The organism is Variovorax sp. (assembly GCF_035634955.1).
Classification (GTDB): domain Bacteria; phylum Pseudomonadota; class Gammaproteobacteria; order Burkholderiales; family Burkholderiaceae_C; genus Variovorax.
This window is the reverse complement of record NZ_DASQBZ010000015.1, coordinates 202,099-223,483: the sequence shown is the minus strand read 5'-3', so window position 1 is coordinate 223,483 and position 21,385 is coordinate 202,099. Positions and strand designations below refer to the sequence as shown.

20 protein-coding genes are annotated in these 21,385 nt (G+C 63.5%); 4 read left to right on the top strand and 16 right to left on the bottom strand.

Features of this window, described 5'->3' with window-relative positions:
* Positions 1–9 precede the first annotated feature (9 nt).
* From VES41_RS05965 to sucC, 14 genes are all read right to left on the bottom strand, one after another.
* Positions 10–774 carry a glycosyltransferase family 32 protein gene (locus tag VES41_RS05965; protein ID WP_324814224.1) on the bottom strand — a complete coding sequence of 255 codons (765 nt, stop codon included), beginning with the start codon at positions 772–774 and terminating at the stop codon, positions 10–12.
* On the bottom strand, positions 774–2,516 hold the full coding sequence (locus VES41_RS05960) for an ABC transporter ATP-binding protein (protein WP_324814221.1): 1,743 nt from the start codon (positions 2,514–2,516) through the stop codon (positions 774–776). Before VES41_RS05960 ends, VES41_RS05965 begins: the two co-directional genes overlap by 1 nt.
* Positions 2,517–2,543: 27 nt before the next feature.
* Positions 2,544–3,860 (bottom strand): nucleotide sugar dehydrogenase, encoded by a 1,317-nt coding sequence (locus VES41_RS05955; RefSeq protein WP_324814218.1) that lies wholly within the window; start codon positions 3,858–3,860, stop codon positions 2,544–2,546.
* Positions 3,857–5,143, bottom strand: coding sequence for a glycosyltransferase (locus VES41_RS05950; protein WP_324814215.1), 1,287 nt, complete (start codon positions 5,141–5,143; stop codon positions 3,857–3,859). Before VES41_RS05950 ends, VES41_RS05955 begins: the two co-directional genes overlap by 4 nt.
* Positions 5,121–6,125: a glycosyltransferase family 2 protein gene (locus VES41_RS05945; protein ID WP_324814999.1), complete on the bottom strand. Its 1,005-nt coding sequence runs from the start codon at positions 6,123–6,125 to the stop codon at positions 5,121–5,123. The genes VES41_RS05950 and VES41_RS05945 overlap by 23 nt, the downstream gene beginning before the upstream one ends.
* Positions 6,094–8,076: a hypothetical protein gene (locus VES41_RS05940; RefSeq protein ID WP_324814212.1), complete on the bottom strand. Its 1,983-nt coding sequence runs from the start codon at positions 8,074–8,076 to the stop codon at positions 6,094–6,096. Before VES41_RS05940 ends, VES41_RS05945 begins: the two co-directional genes overlap by 32 nt.
* A gap of 86 nt (positions 8,077–8,162) precedes the next feature.
* Positions 8,163–8,615, bottom strand: a complete 453-nt coding sequence (locus VES41_RS05935) for a pilin (protein WP_324814209.1) — start codon at positions 8,613–8,615, stop codon at positions 8,163–8,165.
* 218 nt (positions 8,616–8,833) lie between these two features.
* Positions 8,834–9,616 (bottom strand): 3',5'-cyclic-nucleotide phosphodiesterase, encoded by a 783-nt coding sequence (locus tag VES41_RS05930; RefSeq protein ID WP_324814207.1) that lies wholly within the window; start codon positions 9,614–9,616, stop codon positions 8,834–8,836.
* A gap of 29 nt (positions 9,617–9,645) precedes the next feature.
* Positions 9,646–11,901: an adenylate/guanylate cyclase domain-containing protein gene (locus VES41_RS05925; protein WP_324814205.1), complete on the bottom strand. Its 2,256-nt coding sequence runs from the start codon at positions 11,899–11,901 to the stop codon at positions 9,646–9,648.
* 12 nt (positions 11,902–11,913) lie between these two features.
* A complete protein-coding gene (locus VES41_RS05920; protein ID WP_324814202.1) occupies positions 11,914–12,579 on the bottom strand; it encodes an FHA domain-containing protein in 666 nt (221 codons plus the stop codon).
* A 96-nt stretch (positions 12,580–12,675) separates the two neighbouring features.
* Entirely contained in the window at positions 12,676–13,461 is a 786-nt protein-coding gene (locus tag VES41_RS05915; RefSeq protein WP_324814200.1) for a Stp1/IreP family PP2C-type Ser/Thr phosphatase, read from the bottom strand.
* Between the two features lie 74 nt (positions 13,462–13,535).
* Positions 13,536–14,225, bottom strand: a complete 690-nt coding sequence (locus VES41_RS05910) for a TerC family protein (protein ID WP_324814198.1) — start codon at positions 14,223–14,225, stop codon at positions 13,536–13,538.
* Between the two features lie 106 nt (positions 14,226–14,331).
* Positions 14,332–15,225: a succinate--CoA ligase subunit alpha gene (gene sucD / locus VES41_RS05905; protein WP_324814194.1), complete on the bottom strand. Its 894-nt coding sequence runs from the start codon at positions 15,223–15,225 to the stop codon at positions 14,332–14,334.
* Positions 15,226–15,234: 9 nt separating this feature from the next.
* On the bottom strand, positions 15,235–16,395 hold the full coding sequence (gene sucC, locus VES41_RS05900; protein WP_324814192.1) for an ADP-forming succinate--CoA ligase subunit beta: 1,161 nt from the start codon (positions 16,393–16,395) through the stop codon (positions 15,235–15,237).
* 190 nt (positions 16,396–16,585) lie between these two features.
* Here sucC and argC point away from each other — a divergent pair, with 190 nt between their 5' ends.
* Positions 16,586–17,509 (top strand): N-acetyl-gamma-glutamyl-phosphate reductase, encoded by a 924-nt coding sequence (gene argC, locus VES41_RS05895; protein WP_324814190.1) that lies wholly within the window; start codon positions 16,586–16,588, stop codon positions 17,507–17,509.
* A 22-nt stretch (positions 17,510–17,531) separates the two neighbouring features.
* Positions 17,532–18,233 carry a MarC family protein gene (locus tag VES41_RS05890; protein WP_324814186.1) on the top strand — a complete coding sequence of 234 codons (702 nt, stop codon included), beginning with the start codon at positions 17,532–17,534 and terminating at the stop codon, positions 18,231–18,233.
* Here the strand turns inward: VES41_RS05890 and recX are convergent.
* Positions 18,230–18,688 (bottom strand): recombination regulator RecX, encoded by a 459-nt coding sequence (gene recX, locus VES41_RS05885; protein ID WP_324814183.1) that lies wholly within the window; start codon positions 18,686–18,688, stop codon positions 18,230–18,232. The two genes, VES41_RS05890 and recX, sit on opposite strands and share 4 nt — an antisense overlap.
* Before the next feature lie 44 nt (positions 18,689–18,732).
* Complete coding sequence (recA, locus tag VES41_RS05880; protein ID WP_324814180.1) at positions 18,733–19,863, bottom strand: recombinase RecA; 1,131 nt, start codon at positions 19,861–19,863, stop codon at positions 18,733–18,735.
* 144 nt (positions 19,864–20,007) lie between these two features.
* Between recA and VES41_RS05875 the strand changes: the two genes are divergently transcribed.
* Positions 20,008–20,493: a MarR family winged helix-turn-helix transcriptional regulator gene (locus VES41_RS05875; protein WP_324814178.1), complete on the top strand. Its 486-nt coding sequence runs from the start codon at positions 20,008–20,010 to the stop codon at positions 20,491–20,493.
* A gap of 114 nt (positions 20,494–20,607) precedes the next feature.
* Positions 20,608–21,282, top strand: coding sequence for a response regulator transcription factor (locus VES41_RS05870; RefSeq protein WP_324814175.1), 675 nt, complete (start codon positions 20,608–20,610; stop codon positions 21,280–21,282).
* Positions 21,283–21,385 lie beyond the last annotated feature (103 nt).

Here is a 21,385-nt window from a genome sequence, read left to right as displayed (position 1 = left end):
GGCAGCTGACTAGTAAGCGCGCTTGAAGAGTTCTGCCTTGCGCCTGTTCACTTCCGCGAGGCGCATGACCCGATAGCCCCTGGTACGGATCGACTTGATGTAGTCAACCCCTCGACCGAGCAGACTACGGTCACCATAAATGCGTCTGGTGGTGCCGAACAATTGCATCGCGTAGACAGGGCCGGATCCGCTGTACGCAACGCCAGTAAAGTGAACTGGGATCATGAAGTGCGAGGGAAAGATAGTAATTTCCGGTTGCATGCGCTCGATCATCTGTGCGGTAAATAGGTTGCCGGTCGTGATCCAAGGCTCGTCGAGATCCGCCGGGTCGGTGTCAGACAGCACATCGATCATCGAGCGCAGAAACGGATGCCCGGGAGGAGACGCTTGTATGGGCGAGACCAACTTGCCGCGAACCAGTTCGTTTTCGAAGATCGTATAAAGCCGAGCTTCACCGAATAGTTCATCCATATTTTTCAAGCAGATGGAATCGGCCCCTGGCATGAATCCGCCCACCTCATAGAGGATTTCCAGCCGCATCAGGTCCGCCGCACCGGCATGCTGGCCTCGCTTTAGGTATTCCTTGATCTGCCTTTCCGTTCGAAATTTGTACGAACGAAGAAAATCGTTGTCATAAAGCGTGTAGCTCCATTCCGGATGATGCGCCGACCACGATGCCATCCATTCTTTGGGGGGGCTCTTATCCCCGATCCAGATGTGGGCCAGACGCCTTGGGATACCCAGCTCGCGGCTGCTTGAAGTAGGGGAAGACATTAAGTTGATTTGCTCTGACGCCCCAAGCCAACCTGATCGAGATCGATGACGACCGAACAAAAGCTAAGTGCGCGGGGATTGTGCGAAATGAGAATGATGGTCTGGTCCTTTGACAGGGCGTCAAGCGAATCGATCAGTGCCCCCTCGGTTCTCCGGTCCAAGCCGCTCGTCGGTTCGTCCATGAAGAGCACGGCCGGCGCTCTATAGAGCGCCCGGGCGATCCCGATCCGTTGTCTTTGGCCGCCTGACAGGCGTGCGCCTCGCTCGCCGAGCATCGTGGCGTAGCCCTCCGGAAACTCGCGCACAAAATCGTGAACTTGCGCGACAGATGAAGCTCGCTCAACCGCCGCCATGTCGATCTCGTCGCCTGGCACGCCGAATGCGATGTTCTGTGCAACGCTTGCGTCAGCCAGATATATCTGCTGCGGCACGTAGCCAATGGACCGCTGCCATGCCGTGAGGTTGCTGTCATCAATCACGACCCCGTCCACAGACATCGTGCCATGTAGAGGGCGCTGTAACCCGAGCAATAGGTCCATCAGGGTGCTCTTACCGGCACCACTCTTACCGACAATGGCGACAACCCTGTTGGCTGGAATGTCCAGACTCAATCGATCAAAGATCCTGACATGGGGCGATGCGGGGTAGGCGTAGGAAATCTCGTGCAATCGGATAGCGTGGCGCGGCACCATTGGAGCGATCGGAGCTGCCAGCTCTTCATGCGCGTCTGCAAGGTGCAAGTCTTGGTGGATTGCGTCGAGCATGGCTTGCGAGATTCGCAACCGCGCGACGCCCCGATAGATGATCTGGATCGCCGGGAGCATTCTGTAGGCGGCAAAGCCGTACATGCCCAGTGCAGGCAAAACTTTGGCCGGATCATCGCTGCCCGCCAACAGATACAGGGCTATCAGAATGAGCCCCGAATACCCAACTGCCTCGACCAGGTAGAGGGGCGTCTGGCTCAGGGTCTCAGTTGTCGCCACATGTCGCGCATGACTTCTTGCCGCCATAGAGAAGCGTTCTAGGTAGACGTTTGCGACGTGAGTCGTCTTGATTTCCCTGATGCCGCCCAGTGCCTCTTGGCAAGTATCAAACCGGTCCTTGTTGGCTTGCAGGATCTCGCCGCCTGAGTATGCGAGTCGATTCCTAACCAATCCATAGATCAACGCGTACAGAGCACCTACGACGCAAAGGGCCCCTGCCGCGATCCATGGGTCATAGATGACAATCAAACTGGTCATCGCCAGTACAACTGCGCCCTGTGCGACCATCTGGGCGACGGGTTGCAGCAACGTGAAGACAAGATGGTCAACTTCCGACAAGACGTTCTTCTTGAGTTCAGCGGAGTTGCGCTTCAAGAAGAATTCGTACGGTTGGCCCAGATAGCGCGACAGCAATCGATGACTAAGGGAATGACGCTGGAGTTGGATTAGCCTGTTGATGATGTGATACGTCGTTGTCTTGAAGCTAGCCGCAAGCACTACGGTGGCCACCGAAAAGACACCCAAGGCAACCACGAATGCTCTGTGGCTGGAAAAACCAAACTGCGCATACACGGAATGCAGCCACGCGTTTTCCTCGATGACTTGGGGGCGCGTCATGACTGTGAGAAACGGAATGATCGATACAACGCCAGCCGTTTCGAGCAACGCCATCAGGATGACTAGCACCAGCACAACCAGCGCCTTACGTTGCTCTGCGGGAGAGAAGATCCCCCAGACCTTCTTGAGTGTCGTGATCATTTCATCGGACGGGAATGCGCATGCAGACTACGCGCTGACGATGTTCCCTGCGGTTGTGAATCTCCCGCGCGTGTCCACGAGAAGCATGCTTTCCTTTGCCAGCAGGTCATAGTCGAAACCGTCGTGATCGGTGGTGAGGACCACACAATCGAACGTCCGCAGACTTTCTGAATCTAGGTTGACCGACTCGAGGTCAAACTCATACTCACGCAGCTTGGGCAGGCGAGGGACATGGGGATCGGAGTAGGCCACCTGCGCACCCTTACCACGCAGCAGATCCATGATTTCCAGCGCTGGCGATTCACGACAATCGTCGATGTTCCTTTTGTAGGAGACGCCGAGTACGAGGATCCGGCTTCCCTTCACGGACCTGCCCTGTTCGTTCAAGGAATCTGCGATCTTTCCGACGACCCAATGCGGCATGTAGTGATTGATCTCGCCAGCCAGCTCGATGAAGCGCGTATTGATTGCGTACTCCTTCGCCTTCCAGGTGAGGTAGAACGGATCGATCGGAATGCAGTGGCCTCCCAGCCCAGGCCCAGGGGTGTAGGGGACGAACCCGAACGGCTTGGTGGCTGCGGCGCGAATCACCTCATGGATGTCGATGCCCATGCGGTCGGCCACGATCTTCATCTCGTTGACTAATCCGATGTTCACGGCGCGATGAATGTTCTCCAGAAGCTTTGTCATTTCCGCTGCACGTGTCGAGCTGACGGGGACCATGGTGCGGATAGCAAGTTGATAGAGCGCCGTACCCAGTTCGAGGCAACGGGGAGTTGCGCCTCCAATGACTTTCGGAATGTCCTTGGTTCCGTAGTCCGGATTGCCGGGATCTTCTCGCTCGGGCGAAAACACGAGGGCGCAATCGGCACCTGGCGTAAAGCCTTGCGCGCGCAGGCGCGGGGCCAGTATTTCATCGGTGGTGCCTGGCCAGGTCGTACTTTCGAGGCTCAGCAACTGCCCCGACCGGAAGTACGGCATGAGAGAGTCGACGGTATTCGTGACAAAGCTGAGGTCCGGCGCCCGGTGAGCGTCGAGAGGCGTCGGAACACAGACAATCAGCGCGTCCGCTTCAGCGGTACGAGAGAAATCACTGGTCGCCTCAAACCCTGCGGTGCGCGCCGCCAACAACTTTTCCGGGGTGATTCGCTCGATATAGCTCTCGTTGGAATTGAGCTTGCGAACCTTGTCTGCGTCAATATCGAAGCCAATGACCTTGAGGCCCACCTCGGCAAAGCGCAGGGCCAGGGGCAGACCCACATACCCAAGACCGTAGATGGCAACGACGACGTGCCGGCTGCCGATTTTGGATGCCAGCAGATCAAGTTTGGACAGCTCTGTCATGGATTGCATTCAGAAGGTGCGCGAGGCGATTCTGAGGCCGTTTCGGCCACTGTCTCGAGCAGATTTCCATAGCGTTCAGCGATCGATCCCCAGTCAAGCTCTTCCCGCAGCCTGCCTCGCAGTTGTACGGCGCGGGCGCGCTCTTCGCGGGGCGCTTCGAGCACGCGAACGATGCGCTGCGCAAGCGCTTCGGTGTGGGTTGGGTCCACCGTGACCGCAGCGGTATCGGGCCCGAGAATGTCCTCCAGCCCCGCCACATACCCGGCAACAATCGGGCAGCCACATCCGATCGCCTCCATCAGCGCTACCGGCAGCCCTTCCTGATCACCGGACGCAGCCTTGACGAACGGCGCTACGAATGCAGCCGCCTTGCGGTAAAGCGCAGGCAGTTCCGGCTGAGGGACTGCGCCCAGAAAGCTGATCGCATCTGAGATTCCCACCTCATCGGCGAGCTTAGCGAGGACCTGAGCATCAGGGCCGAATCCGGCTATGGTGAGTCTTGCCTGCGGGAAACGCTGAAGCACCTGCGGCAGGGCATGCAGCAGATATCGCAGGCCCTTTTTTTCGACTAACCGTCCGACGAACAGGAGTTCATGACCGCTGCGTTGGGTTTCGTCGCCGGGAACGAATCTGTGGGTCAGATCCACTCCCATCGGCAGCACATGCACCTGACGCGAGTGAACGCCCATCTGCAGTACCGCACCTCGCATCGCTGTGCTGACCACGCTCACGGCTCCAGCTTCAATCGCGACCTTGGTCTTGATTGCGTTGAGCACTCGGCCACGCAGGGAATAAAGGTCCGCACCGTGGGAAGTGACGAGAAAGGGCACCGGCCGCGCCAACGTGCGCCCGAGTAGCCGGGCCACCAGGCCTTGCGGAATCAGCCAATGAGCATGCACGACATGGAATTGACGCGCGCGCAATAGACGCCATGCCGCCCAGGCCTGAAATCCGACGAAGCCGGGCACGAGCAGCGTCATCCATCGATGTCGCCGCAGGTTTGTCACGATGCCGCCTCCATTGACCAGGCGTTCCCAGCGCTCTGGCGCGTAGCGATAGCGGATCACCTCGACGCCATCGAGCCATTCAGTCGTCCTCGCGCCGTTGGCGTGCGGACAAAGTACAGTGACCCGGAAGCGATCGGTAAGCCGTCGACTCAGCTCATGAACGAAGCCCGGCTCCGTGTCGTTGGCCCACCGCGGGTAGGTGGAGGCCAGGACCAGCAGCGCGGGCTTGGTCACGTCGATGGCGCGGGCCTGTTCAGCGCTGTGAGCCGCCGGCATCCGCATCTTTGTACATGAGCGCCGTGATCTGCTCGGAGATCAGTCCGATAAGAAAAACGATCACCGATGCGCTGAACATCAGGGCGCTCATATTTGTGAAGCGCCCGTGCGCAAAGTAGGTGTAGGCGTAGTTGGCCAAGCCGGCTGCGAAGAAGGCAAGGCTGACTGGCGCGAACAGTTTGACCGGGGAGTAGAGCGTGCCAATCTTGAAGATGATCAACAGGAACCGTGCGCCATCCCGCAGAATTCGCACATGGCTATTGGTTCCCTTGATGCGCTGCTGCACGTCGATCGGCTCGTACGCGACCGAGTATCCCGCGCGAAAGAAGGCCATCGTGCAGGTCGTTGGGTAAGAAAACCCGTTGGGCAGCAGATGCAGGAACTCCCTGAACCGCTTGCGTCTGACGACTCGAAAACCCGACGTCAGATCCTTTACCGGATGGCCCACCATCCATGAAGCCAGTCGGTTGTAAAAGGCGTTGGCCAATCCGCGATGCCTGCTGGCCTGCCCACCCGCGCTGCGCGCGCCCACGACCATGTCATAGCCCTCGTCCAAACGGGCCAAGAGGCGCTCGACATCCTGAGCGCGATGCTGGCCGTCGCCGTCCATGAAGACGACCCACTCCCGGTTCGCCGCGCGCGCACCCGCCTTGATTGCGGCGCCGTTGCCCGCACCGTAGGGCCGGCGCGCGACTTGCACGCCCAGCGAAGCCGCCAGTTCGCACGAGCCGTCAGTCGACCCGTCGTCGGACAGGATAATTTCGGCGCCAGGCAGGGCAGCAAGCAGTTCCGGCAGAAGCGAGGCCAAGCCCTGGGCCTCATTGCGCACCGGAATCACGACGCTCAGATTTGCGAAGCGCTGTTCTTGCGGCGCGACACGCGCTTGGTCGTCATCCACGCTGACGGCGTTGAATGGGGATTTTTCAAGTACACCCAACACTTCGTCCTCGCTATTCGGATTGAGCACGCCGCATGGCTTCACGTTCAAGGTCAATCTGCCGACGATACGCGCCTAGACGGTCCATCGATTGCGCTTTGTCCAGTTGAGCCAAGCCTTCATTGTATTTTTCCTGAAGGCCAAGGCTTTGCGCATACATGATTCGGGTAGAAGGATCGTCCTTCACCCGGATGGATTCGAGAATCAACGCCTCTCCCGCAGCCATGTCTTTTTCCTGGTTGATGCGGTACTGCGCCTGCAGCTTCAACAATTCCGCTCGATCGTTGAGACGCAATGTCGGATTCTCCAGCGGCGCCGCGAGCATCTGGAGCACCAGTTCGTCGGACATGTGACACGTCCGCTGGATCTGGCAGAGCACAACCGAGTTCAGCGTCGGGGTTGTGGAGTTCTGATAGGGCCAGTGCTTCAACGCATCCAGGACCTGGCCCGAGAGTGCCGGGTCAGGCTGGAGTTTGCGAAAGTACGCCAGCTGCATTCGGGCAACGAAAGGAAGCACGCCCGGCAGATAGGCCTGCGTGGTCCTTACGAGCGCCTGATCGGCAAGCGCGCCAAACCGGTCGTCACCAGACTGGTTCATGAGAACCATGTAGACCCGCGCCAGGTCGTAGTTGGCTCGCGGCGACCTGGGATGATTGGCAGCCTCCAACGCAATCCAGTCCACCGGGTTGGACCACTGGAGCGCCCGGACGTAAGTCACAAATCCCAGCAGTCCGAGGTAGCCGGCGAATATCGCAACGAACACGCGTTGGGTTTGCTCGCGCTCCACACGGCGAAGCATCAAAGGCACCACCATCATCAGACCGATAGTGGCAAAGTAGTTGCGATGCTCATACACGAGCTCGAGCGGAAAGACCGTCGACTCGAGCGCATGGGCGATCAGAAACCAGCCCCAGCCGAACATCAGCTCGGGAAAGCGTTTGCGCAACGCATAGGACGCGGCCGTGATGGCCACAAGCGCGGCCATAGCGAACGCCGTGGATGGGGGCTGCCACAACCCATGCGATATCTCGACGTCGTCGTGATACAGCGAGAGTTCGCCATTGCTGGGCAAGACGAGCATGCGCAGGTAGAACATGAGCACACGCGCCTGCGTCATGCCACGCTCTGTAAGGGTGAAGTTTCGGTTCGCAAACGCCGCAGGGCTCAGCATCTGCGGCAGCTTGACGGCAACTACATAGATCGCTGCCATGCTCAGCAGCACCAGGGTTGCCCGGCGCACATCCAGGCCGAAGATGCGTGCCGGTTGTCCGTTCCAGCGGAATCCGAAGAACCATATCTCGATCCAGAACAACAGAGGGGCGAACAACAAGCCACTCTCCTTACTCAGCGCCGACAATGCGAGACAGAAGAGCACCAACGCCGCAGCCACAAGGCCCGCCAGGAACGGATGCCTGATATCGTTTCGGTGTGCAGTACGGGTACGGTAGCTGACATAGATCAGCAAGGCAGCGAGCCCAAAGAGCGCGGACAGGCTCGTCATCCGCTGCACCACATACAGCACGCCTGTCAGGTTGAGCGGATGCAACGCCCACAATGCGGCCACCATCCAGCCAGCCGATTGGTCAACCCAGGTTGGCCTTACCGCAAAGGCCAGGCGCGTTTCACGCGAAGCGTTGCACAAGACTTGGGCCAAAGCGCCAACGAGCAGGGTGTTGCCGAGGTGGATCAGCAGGTTCGTCAGCTTGAAGGCGAATGGGTCGAAGCCTGAAAAATGGTAGTTGAGCGCGAACGTCAAGAGCGAGACGGGGCGCCCTAGCGGACCCGCATGGCCGGACAGGGCCGCCGCCCACAGTTCCAGCCAATTCAGCGATTGAACTCGCAGTGCCGTGTTTTCGAGAATGTTTACGTCGTCGTCGAAGACGAAAGTGCCGGAAAGACCCGGCCAGTAGCACAGGGCCACGCCTCCGAGCAGTGCAAGCCAGAGCACCCATTGAACCGCGGTCGCGTGCGCGCTTGAATGGGTTCTGGTGTTCACGGCAATAGAAGTCATGGAGAAAGCCCGCAACCGCAAAAACAAAAAGAGGCACGCAGGGTGCCTCTTCCTTCAGCTTGTTTGCCTGGTTACTGGCGGCATTCCGAAGGCAGGAACTTGGGCGACATGTCGGTTCCGTCGGCAGTCTTGCCGCAGGTCCACTTGACGCCGCCTGCGGAGCTCGTCGGGCTCAGAGTAACCTTCTTGCCCGGGTCAACCAGGGTGTTGTAGGTCACGGTAATAACACCGTTGGTGCCAATCGCCACGCTGCGCACGGCGTTGCCGGTGATAGAGGTGTCCGTTGCCATTCCAGCCGCGCCGTTGGTAGTCGGCCACACACCCTTCGAAGCAAAGTACTCGCCCACACCAGTCTTCGCAGCCGAAGCCAGACCCAGACCTTCCGAAACGCGAGCGCGCTTCGTGTAGTCCTGGTACGCAGGCAGCGCCACGGCAGCCAGGATACCGATGATCGCCACGACGATCATCAGTTCGATCAGCGTGAAGCCCTTCTGCACATTGCGTGCAATCGAACGACGGTTCATTTCACTTACTCCAGTTGGTTCAAGTCTTAGATCAAGCCCGGGAACCCCCCGGAGCCGGACTTGTAACCGCACCATCTGTGCCAGCTCGCTTCCGGACTTTTTCGGGCCGGATCAGCGAGACTTTGTTCACGAATCGGTTACACGTGGTGACAAAACCTGTTGTCGGGCTGCACGGGTGGCTGACATTTTTTGTCAGTCTCCCAAGAAATGTCTGCCGCCTAGAGGACCAGAACGTCATCCGCGGCCAGCCAGCGGATGTCGTGGCGGCCGATGCCGGTGCCGATCTGGGTCATGATCTCGGCGGTTTCGGCGGGCTTGGTGTGGGTGATGTAGATGGGGTAGCGCTTGTCCGCACCGATCAACCCCAGTTCCTTGACCAGGGTGGATGGCGACAGGTGGCGGCTGCGCTGGGCCAGGGCCTGTTCGCGGTCGCTGAAGGCGGTCTCGATGACGAGGGCGCCCACGTCGAGCTGGTTCACGCGCTGCCAGAAGTCCTGGTTGCGCTCGGTGTCGCCGCTGAACACCCATTGGCGCCCGCCCTTGGCACAGCTGACGGCGAAGCCGCAGGCCGGCACGGTGTGGAAGGCGGGCAGCACCTCGATCTGCTTGGCGGCCTGGCTGCCGAGCTGCAGCACCTGGCCGATCTCGATCTCGTGAAAGCTGACGAACGGCGCATCGCGGCTCGGAATGGCGGCGAAATCCGGCCAGATGACGTTGTTGAACACGTGGGTGCGCAGCGCCGAAATGGTCTGCGGCAGCGCATGCACGCGCAGCGGCCGGGTGCGGCGGCTGGCCACCGCGTCGATCATCAGGGGCAGGGCAGTGATGTGGTCGAGGTGCGAGTGCGTCAGCAGCACGTCGTCGACCTCGATCATTTCCCACAGGTTGAGCTCGCCCACGCCGGTGCCTGCGTCCACGAGCAGGTCGCGATCGATCAGGAAGGAGGTTGTCCGGCAATCCTTGGCAATGGCGCCAGAGCACCCCAATACACGCACCTGCATCTGGCAACGCCTCTAAGGCTGCTGTTTCTCTATTTGGATTCGAACCGGGTGGCGCGATCCCGCTCGGGGTCGAAGGGGCGCAACTCCATGGAGGCTAAGCGCTCCGCATACACCTGGTAAAGGACTTTTTGCTCACCTTTGCGCAGCAATGAAACAAGTAAGGCCTGAGCCTTGCCAATTTCGCCGGCATGGTACGCGGCAAGCACCTCGTCCCAGGCCTGCAGTTCGTCGCGCTGCTCGACCGTGAGGGCTTCGCGCGCCGCGATCGGGGTGAAGATGGTGACGGCCTGCTGGCGGCCGCGAACCTTGACGCGGTCGAGTTCCTGCCAGGCGAACTCGCCCGCACGGCGCATGGTGGCGTCGCTCGCCACCACCGTGACGCCGTACGTCGAGCTCAGGCCTTCGAGCCGCGACGCCAGGTTGACCGCGTCGCCCACCACGGTATAGCTGCGGCGCACCGTCGAGCCCATGTCGCCGACCCGCATCACGCCGGTGTTGATGCCGATGCCCACGCGCACCTCCGGGTTGGTGCCGACGGTGCCGAAGTTCTTCACGGCCTCGGTCATCTCGATGGCTGCGCGCACGGCAAGCGCGGCATGGTCGGGGTTGTCGACCGGGGCGCCCCAGAACGCCATGACGCAGTCGCCGATGTACTTGTCCACCGTGCCGCCGTGGCGGCTGATGATCTCCGTCAGGCGACTGAAATGGTCGTTCAGCAGGCCCTGCAGCACGACTGGCGCGAGCTGTTCCGACAGTTGGGTAAAGCCGCGCATGTCGCAGAACATGACGGTGAGTTCCTTGCTCTCGGCGCGCATGCTGTACTGGTCCGGCTGCTCGAGCATCTTTTCGACCAGTTGCGGCGGCACGTAGGTGCCGAACAGGTTGGCCAGCCCGCGCCGCACCCGCGACTCGACCAGGTAGCCCCAGCTGACGTTGACCGCGAAGGTCAGCGCCATCATGACCAGCGCCGAGGCCAGCGGCAGCACCAGCCCGTACGCGACGAACAACCAGGTGTTGAGGCCGACCACTGCCGCGAGCATGGCGGCCAGCAGCAGCGTGGCGCGCGCCAGCGGCAGCAGCGTCAGGCCGATGGCGAGCACCAGGCCGGTGACGGCCAGCACCGCGACCTCGTAGCCCGGCGCGTAGTCGGGCACGGCGAAGACGCGCCGGTCGAGCAAGGCCGAGACGATGCTGGCGTGCACTTCGACCCCGGGAAAGGTGGCGCTCACCGGCGTCGGCCGAAGGTCTTGCAGGCCGGGTGCCGTGGTGCCCACGAGCACGATCTTGCCCTTGAGTGCACCCGGCGCCAGCGCGCCCTCCAGCAGCTTGTGGGCCGGTATGTAGGTGAAGGTGCCCCCGGCCGGGCCGGACGCGCCGAGAAAGGGGATCAGCATGCGCCCGCGCGAAGTGACCGGCAGGTTCAGCGTCGACGCGGTACCGGCCAGCGCCAGCGCCTTGAGCGTTGGCGGCTGGCCTTCGCCGTTGGCCGCGAATTCCGGCGTGACCGCTGTCACCCCGGCCGCCAGCCGGTACACCGCCAGGCCCAGCGATTCGTAGTACCCGGGCACGCCCGCGTTGCCTTCGTAGTAGGCCAGCAGTGGCGTGGAGCGCAGCAGGCCGTCGCTCCGGGCGACGATGGCGGCGTTGATGAAGCCGGCCGTCGTCGCGGCCCGCGCCAGCGGGGCAATGTTGCCGCCGTAGCCGTTCCAGTGGGTGGCGTAGGGGTGGCCTGCCGGAAAGTCCGAGGGCGACAGCAGCGGCGGCGGCAATACGCCCCTGGCCAGCGGTTGCGGGCCCTGCGTCAGGTAGTAGCCCAGCACCACCTTGTGGCCCTGCATGGCCTGCGCGAAATTGCCGTCGTGGTCGAGCACCAGCGCCAGGCGCTGCACCGCGGTTTGCAGGGAGGCGTTGTCGTGCAGGGGGCCGTTGGCCAGCGCGCGCAGGCTGGCCAGGCCCGAGCTGCGGTCCTGCTCGGGAAAGACCATGTCGAACCCGAGCACCGCCGCCTGTTGCCGCTCCATCAGTTCATGCGTCAATTGCGCGAGCTTGTCGCGGCTCCAGGGCCATTGGCCGACGCGCTGAAGGCTGGCGTCGTCCACGTCGACGATGACAATGCGCGGGTCAGACCGCTGGGCCAGCGTGGCGCGCAGGCGCCAATCGTAGATGCTGTAGTCGAGGCTCTCGACCATGGACCGGTGCGCGCCGGAGATCGCCTGCAGCAGCATGAGCGCCACCGGCAGCAACGTGACCAGGATGCGCGGCCAGAGCCTCAGCCGCGCTGCCATGCAAAAGCCCGCTCAGACAAATACGAACTGCATCCGAGTGCCGCCGAGTTCGAGGGTGTCGCCGTCCTGAAGGGCGACTGCCTCCGCGCCCAGCGGCTCGCCGTTGAGCAGGGTGCCCCCGTCGATGGGCGCGACCACGTAGCCTTGCAGCCGCCGAGTGACGGCCGCCACGGCGACGCCGGGTTTTCCGATGGTGGTGACCACTTTGGACAACGACACTTCGCGGCCGGCGCCCGCGCCCGACAGGACGCGCAACACGGCGGCGCCGGCATTGGCCACCAGCGGCATCTGGGCGGTGGGCGCCACGGACAGCGGCACGCTGTCGGAGGCGACGCCATGCACGGCGTCGCTGGCATGGCCGGCGGTTGGCTCGGGGGCATCGCCCGAGGTACCGCGCGCGAGGAATCGAATCTTGTACTTGCCGACCTCGACCAGGTCCTGGTGGGCCAGCTGCTGCTTCTTGACGGCCGTTCCGTTGATATACGTGCCGTTGGTGCTATGAAGGTCTTCGATGTAGACATCTTCGCCGATCATGTGCAGCACGGCGTGCTCGCCGCTGACGGCGAGATTATCGATGACGACGTCGTTGTAAGGGCGCCGACCGAGCGTGGTCCGCTCCTTGGAGAGCCGCACCTCCTTGATGACGACCCCATCTATCGACACGATCAGCTTCGGCATGGCCTGCTCCTCAGTCCGCTCTTGCTTTGTTTGCTTGTACTTGTGCTCAAGGCTGCCAGGCAACTCCCCTCGCTGCCTCGGTTGGATCCGCGCGGCCTACTGGAGTTGGCTTCCCTTGTCGGAGACAACGTCCTCCGAACCGACGGCATGCGCCAGGACGACGGAAATGTTGTCTCGGCCGCCATTGTCATTTGCAAGTGAAACCAAAAGTGTTGCTTTCTGAGAAAGACCGATATCTTGTAACAAAATTGTGAAAAGGTCCTCAGGAGAAACCATCTCGCTGAGCCCATCGGAGCACAACATGTACAGATCGCCCGGCTGGACGTCGAACTCGCTCATCTCCAGCAGCACCTGCCGCTCGATGCCCACCGCGCGCGTCACCAAGTTGCGAATGGGCGACTTCGCGGCCTGTTCGGCCGTCAACACGCCGGCATCCAGCTGTTCCTGCAGGAGCGAGTGGTCTCGGGTCAGCTGTTCGAGGTTCTGGCCGCGCAGGCGGTAGCAGCGCGAATCGCCAATGTGCCCCACCACGACGCGTTGCGGCCCGAACACCGCCATGACCAGCGTCGTGCCCATCCCTTGCAGTTGCGTGTTTGCAACGCTTGCCTCCAGCACGGCAAGGTTGGCCTCGTCCACGCCGGCCTGCAGCGCACGGCGCACGCCACGGTTGCTGGCGTCCGGCCCCGCATGCGCCAGCCAGCGCCCGAGGCTGGCCTGGAGCAGCGCGATGGTCATGCCGCTGGCGACTTCGCCGCCGTTGTAGCCACCCATGCCGTCGGCAAGGATGGCCAGGCCCAGCGGCGCATCGAAGGCGACTGCGTCTTCATTGTTGGCGCGTACCCGACCGGGGTCGGTCAGCGCAACGAAATCCCAGGACGGCACGAGGTTCGGTATGTAGATGGATGGTTCTCTAGCGCGCGAGCTTGCCACAGAACAAAGCGTCCGCGCCGGCCTGTTCAGCGCCCGGCGCGGCGTGCGGCCGACCGCGCTTGAAGATAGCGCCCGATCATGAGCACTATGACCGCCCCCGCGACTGCGCCGGCGTGGTGCAGCCACTCGCGGCCCTCGACAACGCCGCTTAGCGCGGCGTCGTTGACGATGGTCTCGCCGCCCACCCAGCCGATGAGTGCGGCGCCCAGCATGACGATGATGGGAAAGCGCTCCATCAGGCGAATCATGAGCTGGCTGCCAAAGATGACGAGCGGAATGCTGATCGCCAGGCCCAGCACCAGCAGCGCCATGTTGCCCCGCGCCGCGGCGGCAACCGCGATAACGTTGTCCAGGCTCATGACCAAGTCGGCCAGCAGGATGGTGCGCACGGCCGCGGCCATGCTGCCGGGCTCTTTGCCGCTGCCTTCGCCGTCCTCCTCGTCGCCCAGCAGCTGCACGCCGATCCACAGCAGTAACAGGCCACCGGCAACCTGCAGGAAGGGCAGCGTCAGCAGCTTGGCCGCCACCACGGTCAGCGCAATACGAAGCACCACGGCGGCGCCCGAACCCAGCAAGATCGCGCGCTTTTGCTGCGCTGGCGGCAGCGAGCGCGCCGCCAGGGCGATCACGACGGCGTTGTCACCCGACAGGATGATGTTGATCCAGACGATCTTGAGCAGACCGATCCAGAAGTCCGAGCTCTGCAGAAGTTCCATGGTCTCTGCGCCTGTCGTTGGGTGACTGAAGCACGAAGCGCCCGCCACCTTGCAGTTGCGAGCGCTTTTGGGAGCTTGCCGCGGCCTGCGGCAATACGCCAGGCCTTTACAGGCGCGACTTGAGCAGCTTGCCCAGCTCGGAGAAGTTGCGCGTGACGGTGAAGCCGCACTCTTCCATGATGGCGAGCTTGGCGTCGGCCGTGTCGGCACCGCCCGAGATCAGCGCGCCCGCGTGGCCCATGCGCTTGCCCGGAGGCGCCGTGACGCCGGCGATGAAGCCCACCACGGGCTTCTTCATGTTGTCCTTGCACCAGCGGGCGGCATCCGCCTCGTCCGGGCCGCCGATCTCGCCGATCATGATGACCGCGTCGGTGTCGGGATCGTCGTTGAAGGCCTTCATCACGTCGATGTGCTTGAGGCCGTTGATCGGGTCGCCACCGATGCCCACGGCGCTGGACTGGCCCAGGCCGATCTCGGTCAGCTGCGCCACGGCTTCGTACGTCAGCGTGCCCGAGCGCGAGACGACGCCGATGCGCCCCTTGCGGTGGATGTGGCCGGGCATGATGCCGATCTTGATCTCGTCGGGCGTGATCAGGCCGGGGCAGTTGGGGCCCAGCAGCAGCGTCTTCTTGCCGCCGGCGGCTTCCTTGGCCTTCATCTTGTTGCGCACTTCGAGCATGTCGCGCACCGGAATGCCTTCGGTGATGCAGATGGCCATGTCGAGGTCGGCCTCGACGGCTTCCCAGATGGCGGCGGCGGCACCCGGAGGCGGCACGTAGATCACCGACACCGTGGCGCCGGTCTGCTTGGCCGCTTCCTTGACCGAGCCGTAGATCGGGATGTTGAAGATCGACTCGCCGGCCTTCTTGGGGTTCACGCCCGCGACGAAGCAGTTCTTGCCGTTCGCGTATTCCTGGCACTTCTCGGTGTGGAACTGGCCCGTCTTGCCGGTGATGCCCTGCGTGATGACCTTGGTGTCCTTGTTGATGTAGATCGACATGACTATTCCTTACTTGACGGCCGCAACCACTTTTTGGGCCGCTTCGGCCATGGTGTCCGCGCTGATGATCGGAAGGCCCGACTCGGCCAGCATCTTCTTGCCCAGTTCCTCGTTGGTGCCCTTCATGCGCACCACCAGCGGCACCTGCAGGTTCACCGCCTTGCACGCGGCGATCACGCCGGTGGCGATGGTGTCGCACTTCATGATGCCGCCGAAGATGTTGACCAGGATGCCCTCGACGTTCTTGTTCTTGAGCATGATCTTGAAGGCCTCGGTCACCTTCTCGGGGGTGGCGCCGCCGCCCACGTCGAGGAAGTTGGCCGGCTCGCCGCCGAACAGCTTGATGGTGTCCATGGTGGCCATGGCCAGGCCGGCGCCGTTGACCAGGCAGCCGATGTTGCCGTCCAGCGAGATGTACGCCAGGTCGAACTTGCTGGCCTCGACTTCGGCCGGGTCTTCTTCATCCAGGTCGCGCAGCGCGACGATCTCGGGATGGCGGAACAGCGCGTTGGAGTCGAAGTTGAACTTGGCGTCCAGGGCGACGATGTTGCCCTTGCTGTCGCGGTTGAGCGGGTTGATCTCGACCAGCGACGCGTCGGTGTCCATGTAGCACTTGTACAGCTTGGCGCACACGTCGATGAACTGCGCCTCGGAATCGGCCGGCAGGGCGATGCCCTTGGCCAGCTCCTTGCCGAGCTCGGTGGTGAAGCCGGCCAGCGGGTCGACGAACACGGTGACGATCTTCTCGGGGGTGGAGTGGGCCACTTCCTCGATGTCCATGCCGCCTTCGCTCGAGGCGATGAAGGCCACCTTCTGGGTGGCGCGGTCGGTCACGACGGAGAGGTAGTACTCCTTCTGGATGTCCGCACCTTCCTCGATGTAGAGGCGGCGCACCTTCTGCCCTTCGGGGCCGGTCTGGTGGGTCTTGAGCTGCATGCCCAGGATCTGGCCGGACAGTTCCTTGACCTGGTCGATGCTCTTGGCCACCTTGACGCCGCCGCCCTTGCCGCGGCCGCCGGCGTGGATCTGCGCCTTGACGACCCAGACCGGACCACCGAGCTTCTGGGCGGCCTCGACCGCCTCCTGGACTGTGAATGCGGGAATGCCACGGGGCACGGGCACGCCGAACTTGGCAAGAACTTCCTTGCCTTGATACTCGTGAATCTTCATGAGGGAACTCTCTCGGGCGGAGGTTGAACAGAAGCTGGATTGCTGCCGTTGCCCACCGGCCACAGCGCAGAAAAGGCGCGGTCGAAGGACAATCGGTCAACTGTATCATGTTGCGCTGCACCAACCTGGCGCACGGTTTTGCGGCAATCACGTAGGCAGGCGGTTGCGTTTTTCGAGCAGGGACACACACATGGTCAAGGTATTCATCGACGGCGAGGCCGGCACCACCGGCCTGCAAATCCGCGAGCGGCTGCAGAAGATGGCCGAGGTCGAACTCGTCAGCATCGCGCCCGAGCGCCGCAAGGACGTGCAGGCCAAGCGCGACCTGATGGCCGGCGTCGACCTGGTGGTGCTGTGCCTGCATGACGACGCCGCCCGCGAGTCGGTGGCCCTGATCGACGCGCTGCCGGGCAACAAGCCCAAGATCATCGACGCCTCTACCGCGCACCGCGTGGCGCCCGGCTGGGTGTACGGGTTTCCCGAACTGACCGAAGGCCATGCGCGCCTGGTGGTGGCCGCCTCGCGCGTGGCCAACCCGGGCTGCTATGCCACCGGCGCCATCGCCCTGGTCCGCCCGCTGGTCGACGCCGGCGTGCTGCCGGCCGGCTTCGCCGCCAGCCTGCCCTCGGTGAGCGGCTACTCCGGCGGCGGCCGCACCATGATCGAGGCCTACGAGCAAGGCAGCGCACCCGCCTTCGAGACCTACGCGCTGGGCCTCAAGCACAAGCACATTCCCGAGATCATGAAATACACCGGCCTGACCGCCCGGCCCGTGTTCATCCCCTCGGTGGGCAACTTCCGCCAGGGCATGCTGGTCAACCTGCCGCTGCACCTGGACGATCTGCCCGGCAAGCCGCGCGCCGCCGACCTGCAGGCCGTGTATGCCGCGCACTATGCAGGCAGCAATACACCCGAGCAGTTCGTCAAGGTGCTGCCGCCCACCGAGGACGGCAAGCTCGACCCGCTGGGCCTGAACGACACCAACGTGCTCGAGATCCGCGTGTTTCCCAACGAGGACCATCGCCATGCGGTGGCCATTGCCCGCCTGGACAACCTGGGCAAGGGCGCCAGCGGTGCCGCGGTGCAGAACCTCAGGTTGATGCTGGGGCTTTGAGCTCGGGCGGCGTCAGCCCGGCATGACAGCGGAACTGCTCACCTACCTGGTGGCGCTCGGCAAGAGCGCATTTCTCGTGGTCGGCACGCTGCTGCCGATCATCAACCCGCCCAGCACGGCGACCATCTTCCTGTCGCTGACCGAAGGCGCCAGCCATGCCACCCGTTGGGAGCTGGCGCGGCGCATCGCCGGCAACGTGTTCCTGCTGATGCTCGGCTGCACGCTGGTCGGGTCGTACGTGCTCGATTTCTTCGGCATCTCGCTGGACATCGTGCGCGTGGGCGGCGGACTGCTGGTCATCCAGACCGGATGGCGCCTGCTGAGCGCCGAGCGCAGCGACTCGCCGCGCGCCTCGCGCCTGGCCGAGGCCTACACGCCCGACATGGTGCGCAGCACGGCCTTCTACCCGCTGTCGTTCCCCATCACCTGCGGCCCCGGCACGCTGGCGGCCACCATCACGGTGGGCGTGAGCCTGTCCGATCCGTCCTGGACGATGGCCCTGGCGCGCACCACCGGCTCGGTGATCGGCCTGGGCGTCGTCGCCGCGGTCATCCTGTTTTGCTACCGCTACGCCGAGAAGCTGCTGCGCCCGCTCGGCGAGACGGGCACCATCATCTTCCTGCGGCTGTCCGCCTTCATCCTGCTGTGCCTGGGCATCCAGATCTTCTGGGAAGGCGCCGGGCCGCTGATCTCGGCGGCAGTGGCGGTCGGCAACGGGCGCTAGAAGCCTTCGTCTTCCGGCCCACCCTTGAGCACCTTGCTCACGACAGGGGCCGGAAACCCACGCGCCAGCAGGAATCGCCCTTGCCGTGCGCGCTCGTTCGCGTCTGCGGCTGGCTGCCCGAAGCGGCGGCGCCAGACCTCGCGGGCGCGGGCCAGTTCAGTCTCCTGCAGTTGCGCCACGGCGTCGGCAATGGCCTCGGGCGCAATGCCCTTCTGCTGCAGTTCCTGGCGCACACGCAGCGTGCCGTGGCGGCCGGCGCGCTGATGCAGCACCGAGGCCACCACCCGCTCCTGGCTGATGAATCCGGCCGCGTCCAGGGCGTCGAGCGCGGCTGCCAGCGTGCCGGGTTCTTCCTCGTATCTGGCCAGCTTGCGCTCGAGCTCCGCGCGCGAATGCTCGCGTTGCGACAGCAGGCGCAGCGCGCGGCCCTTGAGCGAAGGCGCGTCGAATGCCATGCGGGAATCGTCCGTGCGGCCCCGGGAGAAGCCGCGCTCCGGACTTATTCGGCCTTGTCGCCCTTGTCCGCCTTGTCGGCCTTCGAGGCCTTCTGCGGCTTGCCGGGGGCGGCGCCAGCCGGCTCGGCATCGACATCGGCGGCGAGCAGCGGAATGCCCAGCGATTCGCGCACCTTGTTCTCGATCTCGCGGGCCAGTTCGACGTTCTCGCGCAGGAACTCGCGGGCGTTGTCCCGGCCCTGGCCGATCTTCTCGCCACCGTAGGCGTACCAGGCGCCGGACTTCTCGATGATGCGGGCGTTGACGCCCATGTCGATGATCTCGCCCTCGCGCGAGATGCCCTCGCCGAACAGGATGTCGAACTCGGCCGTCTTGAACGGCGGGCTGACCTTGTTCTTGACCACCTTGACCTTGGTCTCGTTGCCGATCGCCTCGTCACCCTTCTTGATGGTGCCGATGCGGCGGATGTCCAGGCGCACCGAGGCGTAGAACTTGAGCGCATTGCCGCCGGTGGTGGTCTCTGGCGAGCCGAACATCACGCCAATCTTCATGCGGATCTGGTTGATGAAGATGACCATGCAGTTGGTCTTCTTGATGGTGGCGGTGAGCTTGCGCAGCGCCTGGCTCATCAGGCGCGCCTGCAGGCCGGGCAGCGAGTCGCCCATCTCGCCTTCGATTTCGGCCTTGGGCGTGAGCGCGGCGACCGAGTCGACCACGATCAGGTCGACCGCGCCCGAGCGCACCAGCGAATCGACGATTTCGAGCGCCTGCTCGCCGGTGTCGGGCTGGCTGATCAGCAGGTCGGACAGGTTCACGCCGAGCTTTTGCGCGTACTGCACGTCGAGGGCGTGTTCGGCGTCGACAAAGGCGCAGGTGCCGGCCTGGCGCTGCATCTCGGCGATCACCTGCAGGGTCAGGGTGGTCTTGCCCGAGGATTCCGGGCCGTAGATCTCGACCACACGGCCGCGCGGCAGGCCGCCGACGCCCAGGGCGATGTCCAGGCCGAGCGAGCCGGTGGAGACCACCTGCACGTCCTGCAGGGCTTCGCCCTCGCCCAGACGCATGATCGTGCCCTTGCCGAACTGCTTTTCGATCTGGGCCAGCGCGGCCTGCAGGGCCTTGGCCTTTTCGCTGTTGGCGTTGGCGATGCTCGCGCCCTTGACGATTGCGTCCATGTGAGAAAACTCCTTGAAGATCAATGGGTTGTGTGATGCTGATCGGCCTGTTTCAAACTACAGCCTGGATGCTTGAACAGTAGTGTACGAGGCCATGGCGCGGCGTAAAGCCATTTTTTGGTCAGTTTGCCTTACCATCTAGCCGTGACCGAAGCCGCCTCTCCGCACGATCCCGACGCCTGGCGCCAGACACACCTCGGCCGCCTGCTCGGCCACGCCATGCGCCGATTCGACGAGCGCGTGCTCACCCTCATGGCGCATGACGTCGACGTGCCGCTGGCGCTGTCCAACCTGGCGGCGCGCCAGCAGGTGAGCGCGGCGCACATCCACATCACGCGCCACCTCTCGCGCCATGGTTCGCGTCTGACCGAACTGGCCGAAAGCGCCGGCATGACCAAGCAGGCCATGGGCACGCTGGTGGACCAATGCGAGGCCTGGGGCCTGGTCACGCGTGCGGGGGACCCGCGCGACGCCCGGGCGCGGGTGGTGCATTTCACCGCCGACGGACTGGCCTGGCTCAATGCCTTCCGGCGCGCTGTCGCGCAGGCCGAGGACGAATTCCGCGCCAGCGTCGGCGACGAGATCGCCACGGTGCTGACCATCGGCCTCGAAGCCTATGCCGCTGCCTAGGGCGGCGCCTGTTCGGGCCTAGAATTTCCGCCGCAGGGCGGCAAGAACAACAACGGCGCGCAAACCTCGGTGCATCAGATGTCGGGGGCGTTGCCTGCAGCGGAGACTGACAGCGTGCGCATATTGATTGCCGAGGACGACCAGGTGCTTGCCGATGCGCTACTGCGCAGCCTGCGCACGTCGGGCGCCGCCGTGGACCGCGTCGCCAGCGGCACCCAGGCAGACGCCGCTCTCATGACCAACAGCGAGTTCGATCTTCTGATCCTCGACCTCGGGCTGCCCGGCATGCACGGCCTGGAGATTCTCAAGCGCCTGCGTGCCCGCGGCTCGCAGATGCCGGTACTGGTGCTCACCGCCGCCGACAGCGTGGAAGAGCGGGTCAAGGGCCTGGACTACGGCGCCGACGACTACATGGCCAAGCCCTTCTCGCTGCAGGAGCTCGAGGCGCGTGTTCGCGCGCTCACGCGCCGCGGCATGGGCGCCACCAGCAACGCCATCCGCCACGGTCCGCTGGTGTACGACCAGGCCGGCCGCGTCGCCACCATCGACGGCAAGATGATCGAGTTGTCGGCGCGCGAGCTGGGCCTGCTCGAGGTATTGCTGCAACGCGCCGGACGACTGGTCAGCAAGGACCAGCTGGTCGAGCGGTTGTGCGAATGGGGCGAGGAGGTCAGCCTCAATGCGATCGAGGTCTACATCCATCGCCTGCGCAAGAAGATCGAGAAGGGCCCGATCCGCATTGCGACGGTGCGCGGCCTGGGCTACTGCCTGGAAAAGATCCAGGGATAGTGGGTCAGTCCGGAATTGCACCCCTGCCATTGCTTGCAAAGGTCCCGCGCCCATAGTGCCGGCCTTCCTATCTACTCCACCGGTGAGGACTCCATCTTCGTCG

Coding starts and splice junctions, on each gene's coding strand:
- recA (WP_324814180.1), bottom strand. CDS start 19,863: ATGGACGCAATCGTCAAGGGCGCGAGCATCGCCAACGCCAACAGCGAA.
- argC (WP_324814190.1), top strand. CDS start 16,586: ATGGTCAAGGTATTCATCGACGGCGAGGCCGGCACCACCGGCCTGCAA.
- VES41_RS05950 (WP_324814215.1), bottom strand. CDS start 5,143: ATGCCGGCGGCTCACAGCGCTGAACAGGCCCGCGCCATCGACGTGACC.
- sucD (WP_324814194.1), bottom strand. CDS start 15,225: ATGTCGATCTACATCAACAAGGACACCAAGGTCATCACGCAGGGCATC.
- VES41_RS05955 (WP_324814218.1), bottom strand. CDS start 3,860: ATGACAGAGCTGTCCAAACTTGATCTGCTGGCATCCAAAATCGGCAGC.
- VES41_RS05890 (WP_324814186.1), top strand. CDS start 17,532: ATGACAGCGGAACTGCTCACCTACCTGGTGGCGCTCGGCAAGAGCGCA.
- recX (WP_324814183.1), bottom strand. CDS start 18,688: ATGGCATTCGACGCGCCTTCGCTCAAGGGCCGCGCGCTGCGCCTGCTG.
- VES41_RS05925 (WP_324814205.1), bottom strand. CDS start 11,901: ATGGCAGCGCGGCTGAGGCTCTGGCCGCGCATCCTGGTCACGTTGCTG.
- VES41_RS05935 (WP_324814209.1), bottom strand. CDS start 8,615: ATGAACCGTCGTTCGATTGCACGCAATGTGCAGAAGGGCTTCACGCTG.
- sucC (WP_324814192.1), bottom strand. CDS start 16,395: ATGAAGATTCACGAGTATCAAGGCAAGGAAGTTCTTGCCAAGTTCGGC.
- VES41_RS05930 (WP_324814207.1), bottom strand. CDS start 9,616: ATGCAGGTGCGTGTATTGGGGTGCTCTGGCGCCATTGCCAAGGATTGC.
- VES41_RS05910 (WP_324814198.1), bottom strand. CDS start 14,225: ATGGAACTTCTGCAGAGCTCGGACTTCTGGATCGGTCTGCTCAAGATC.
- VES41_RS05960 (WP_324814221.1), bottom strand. CDS start 2,516: ATGATCACGACACTCAAGAAGGTCTGGGGGATCTTCTCTCCCGCAGAG.
- VES41_RS05920 (WP_324814202.1), bottom strand. CDS start 12,579: ATGCCGAAGCTGATCGTGTCGATAGATGGGGTCGTCATCAAGGAGGTG.
- VES41_RS05965 (WP_324814224.1), bottom strand. CDS start 774: ATGTCTTCCCCTACTTCAAGCAGCCGCGAGCTGGGTATCCCAAGGCGT.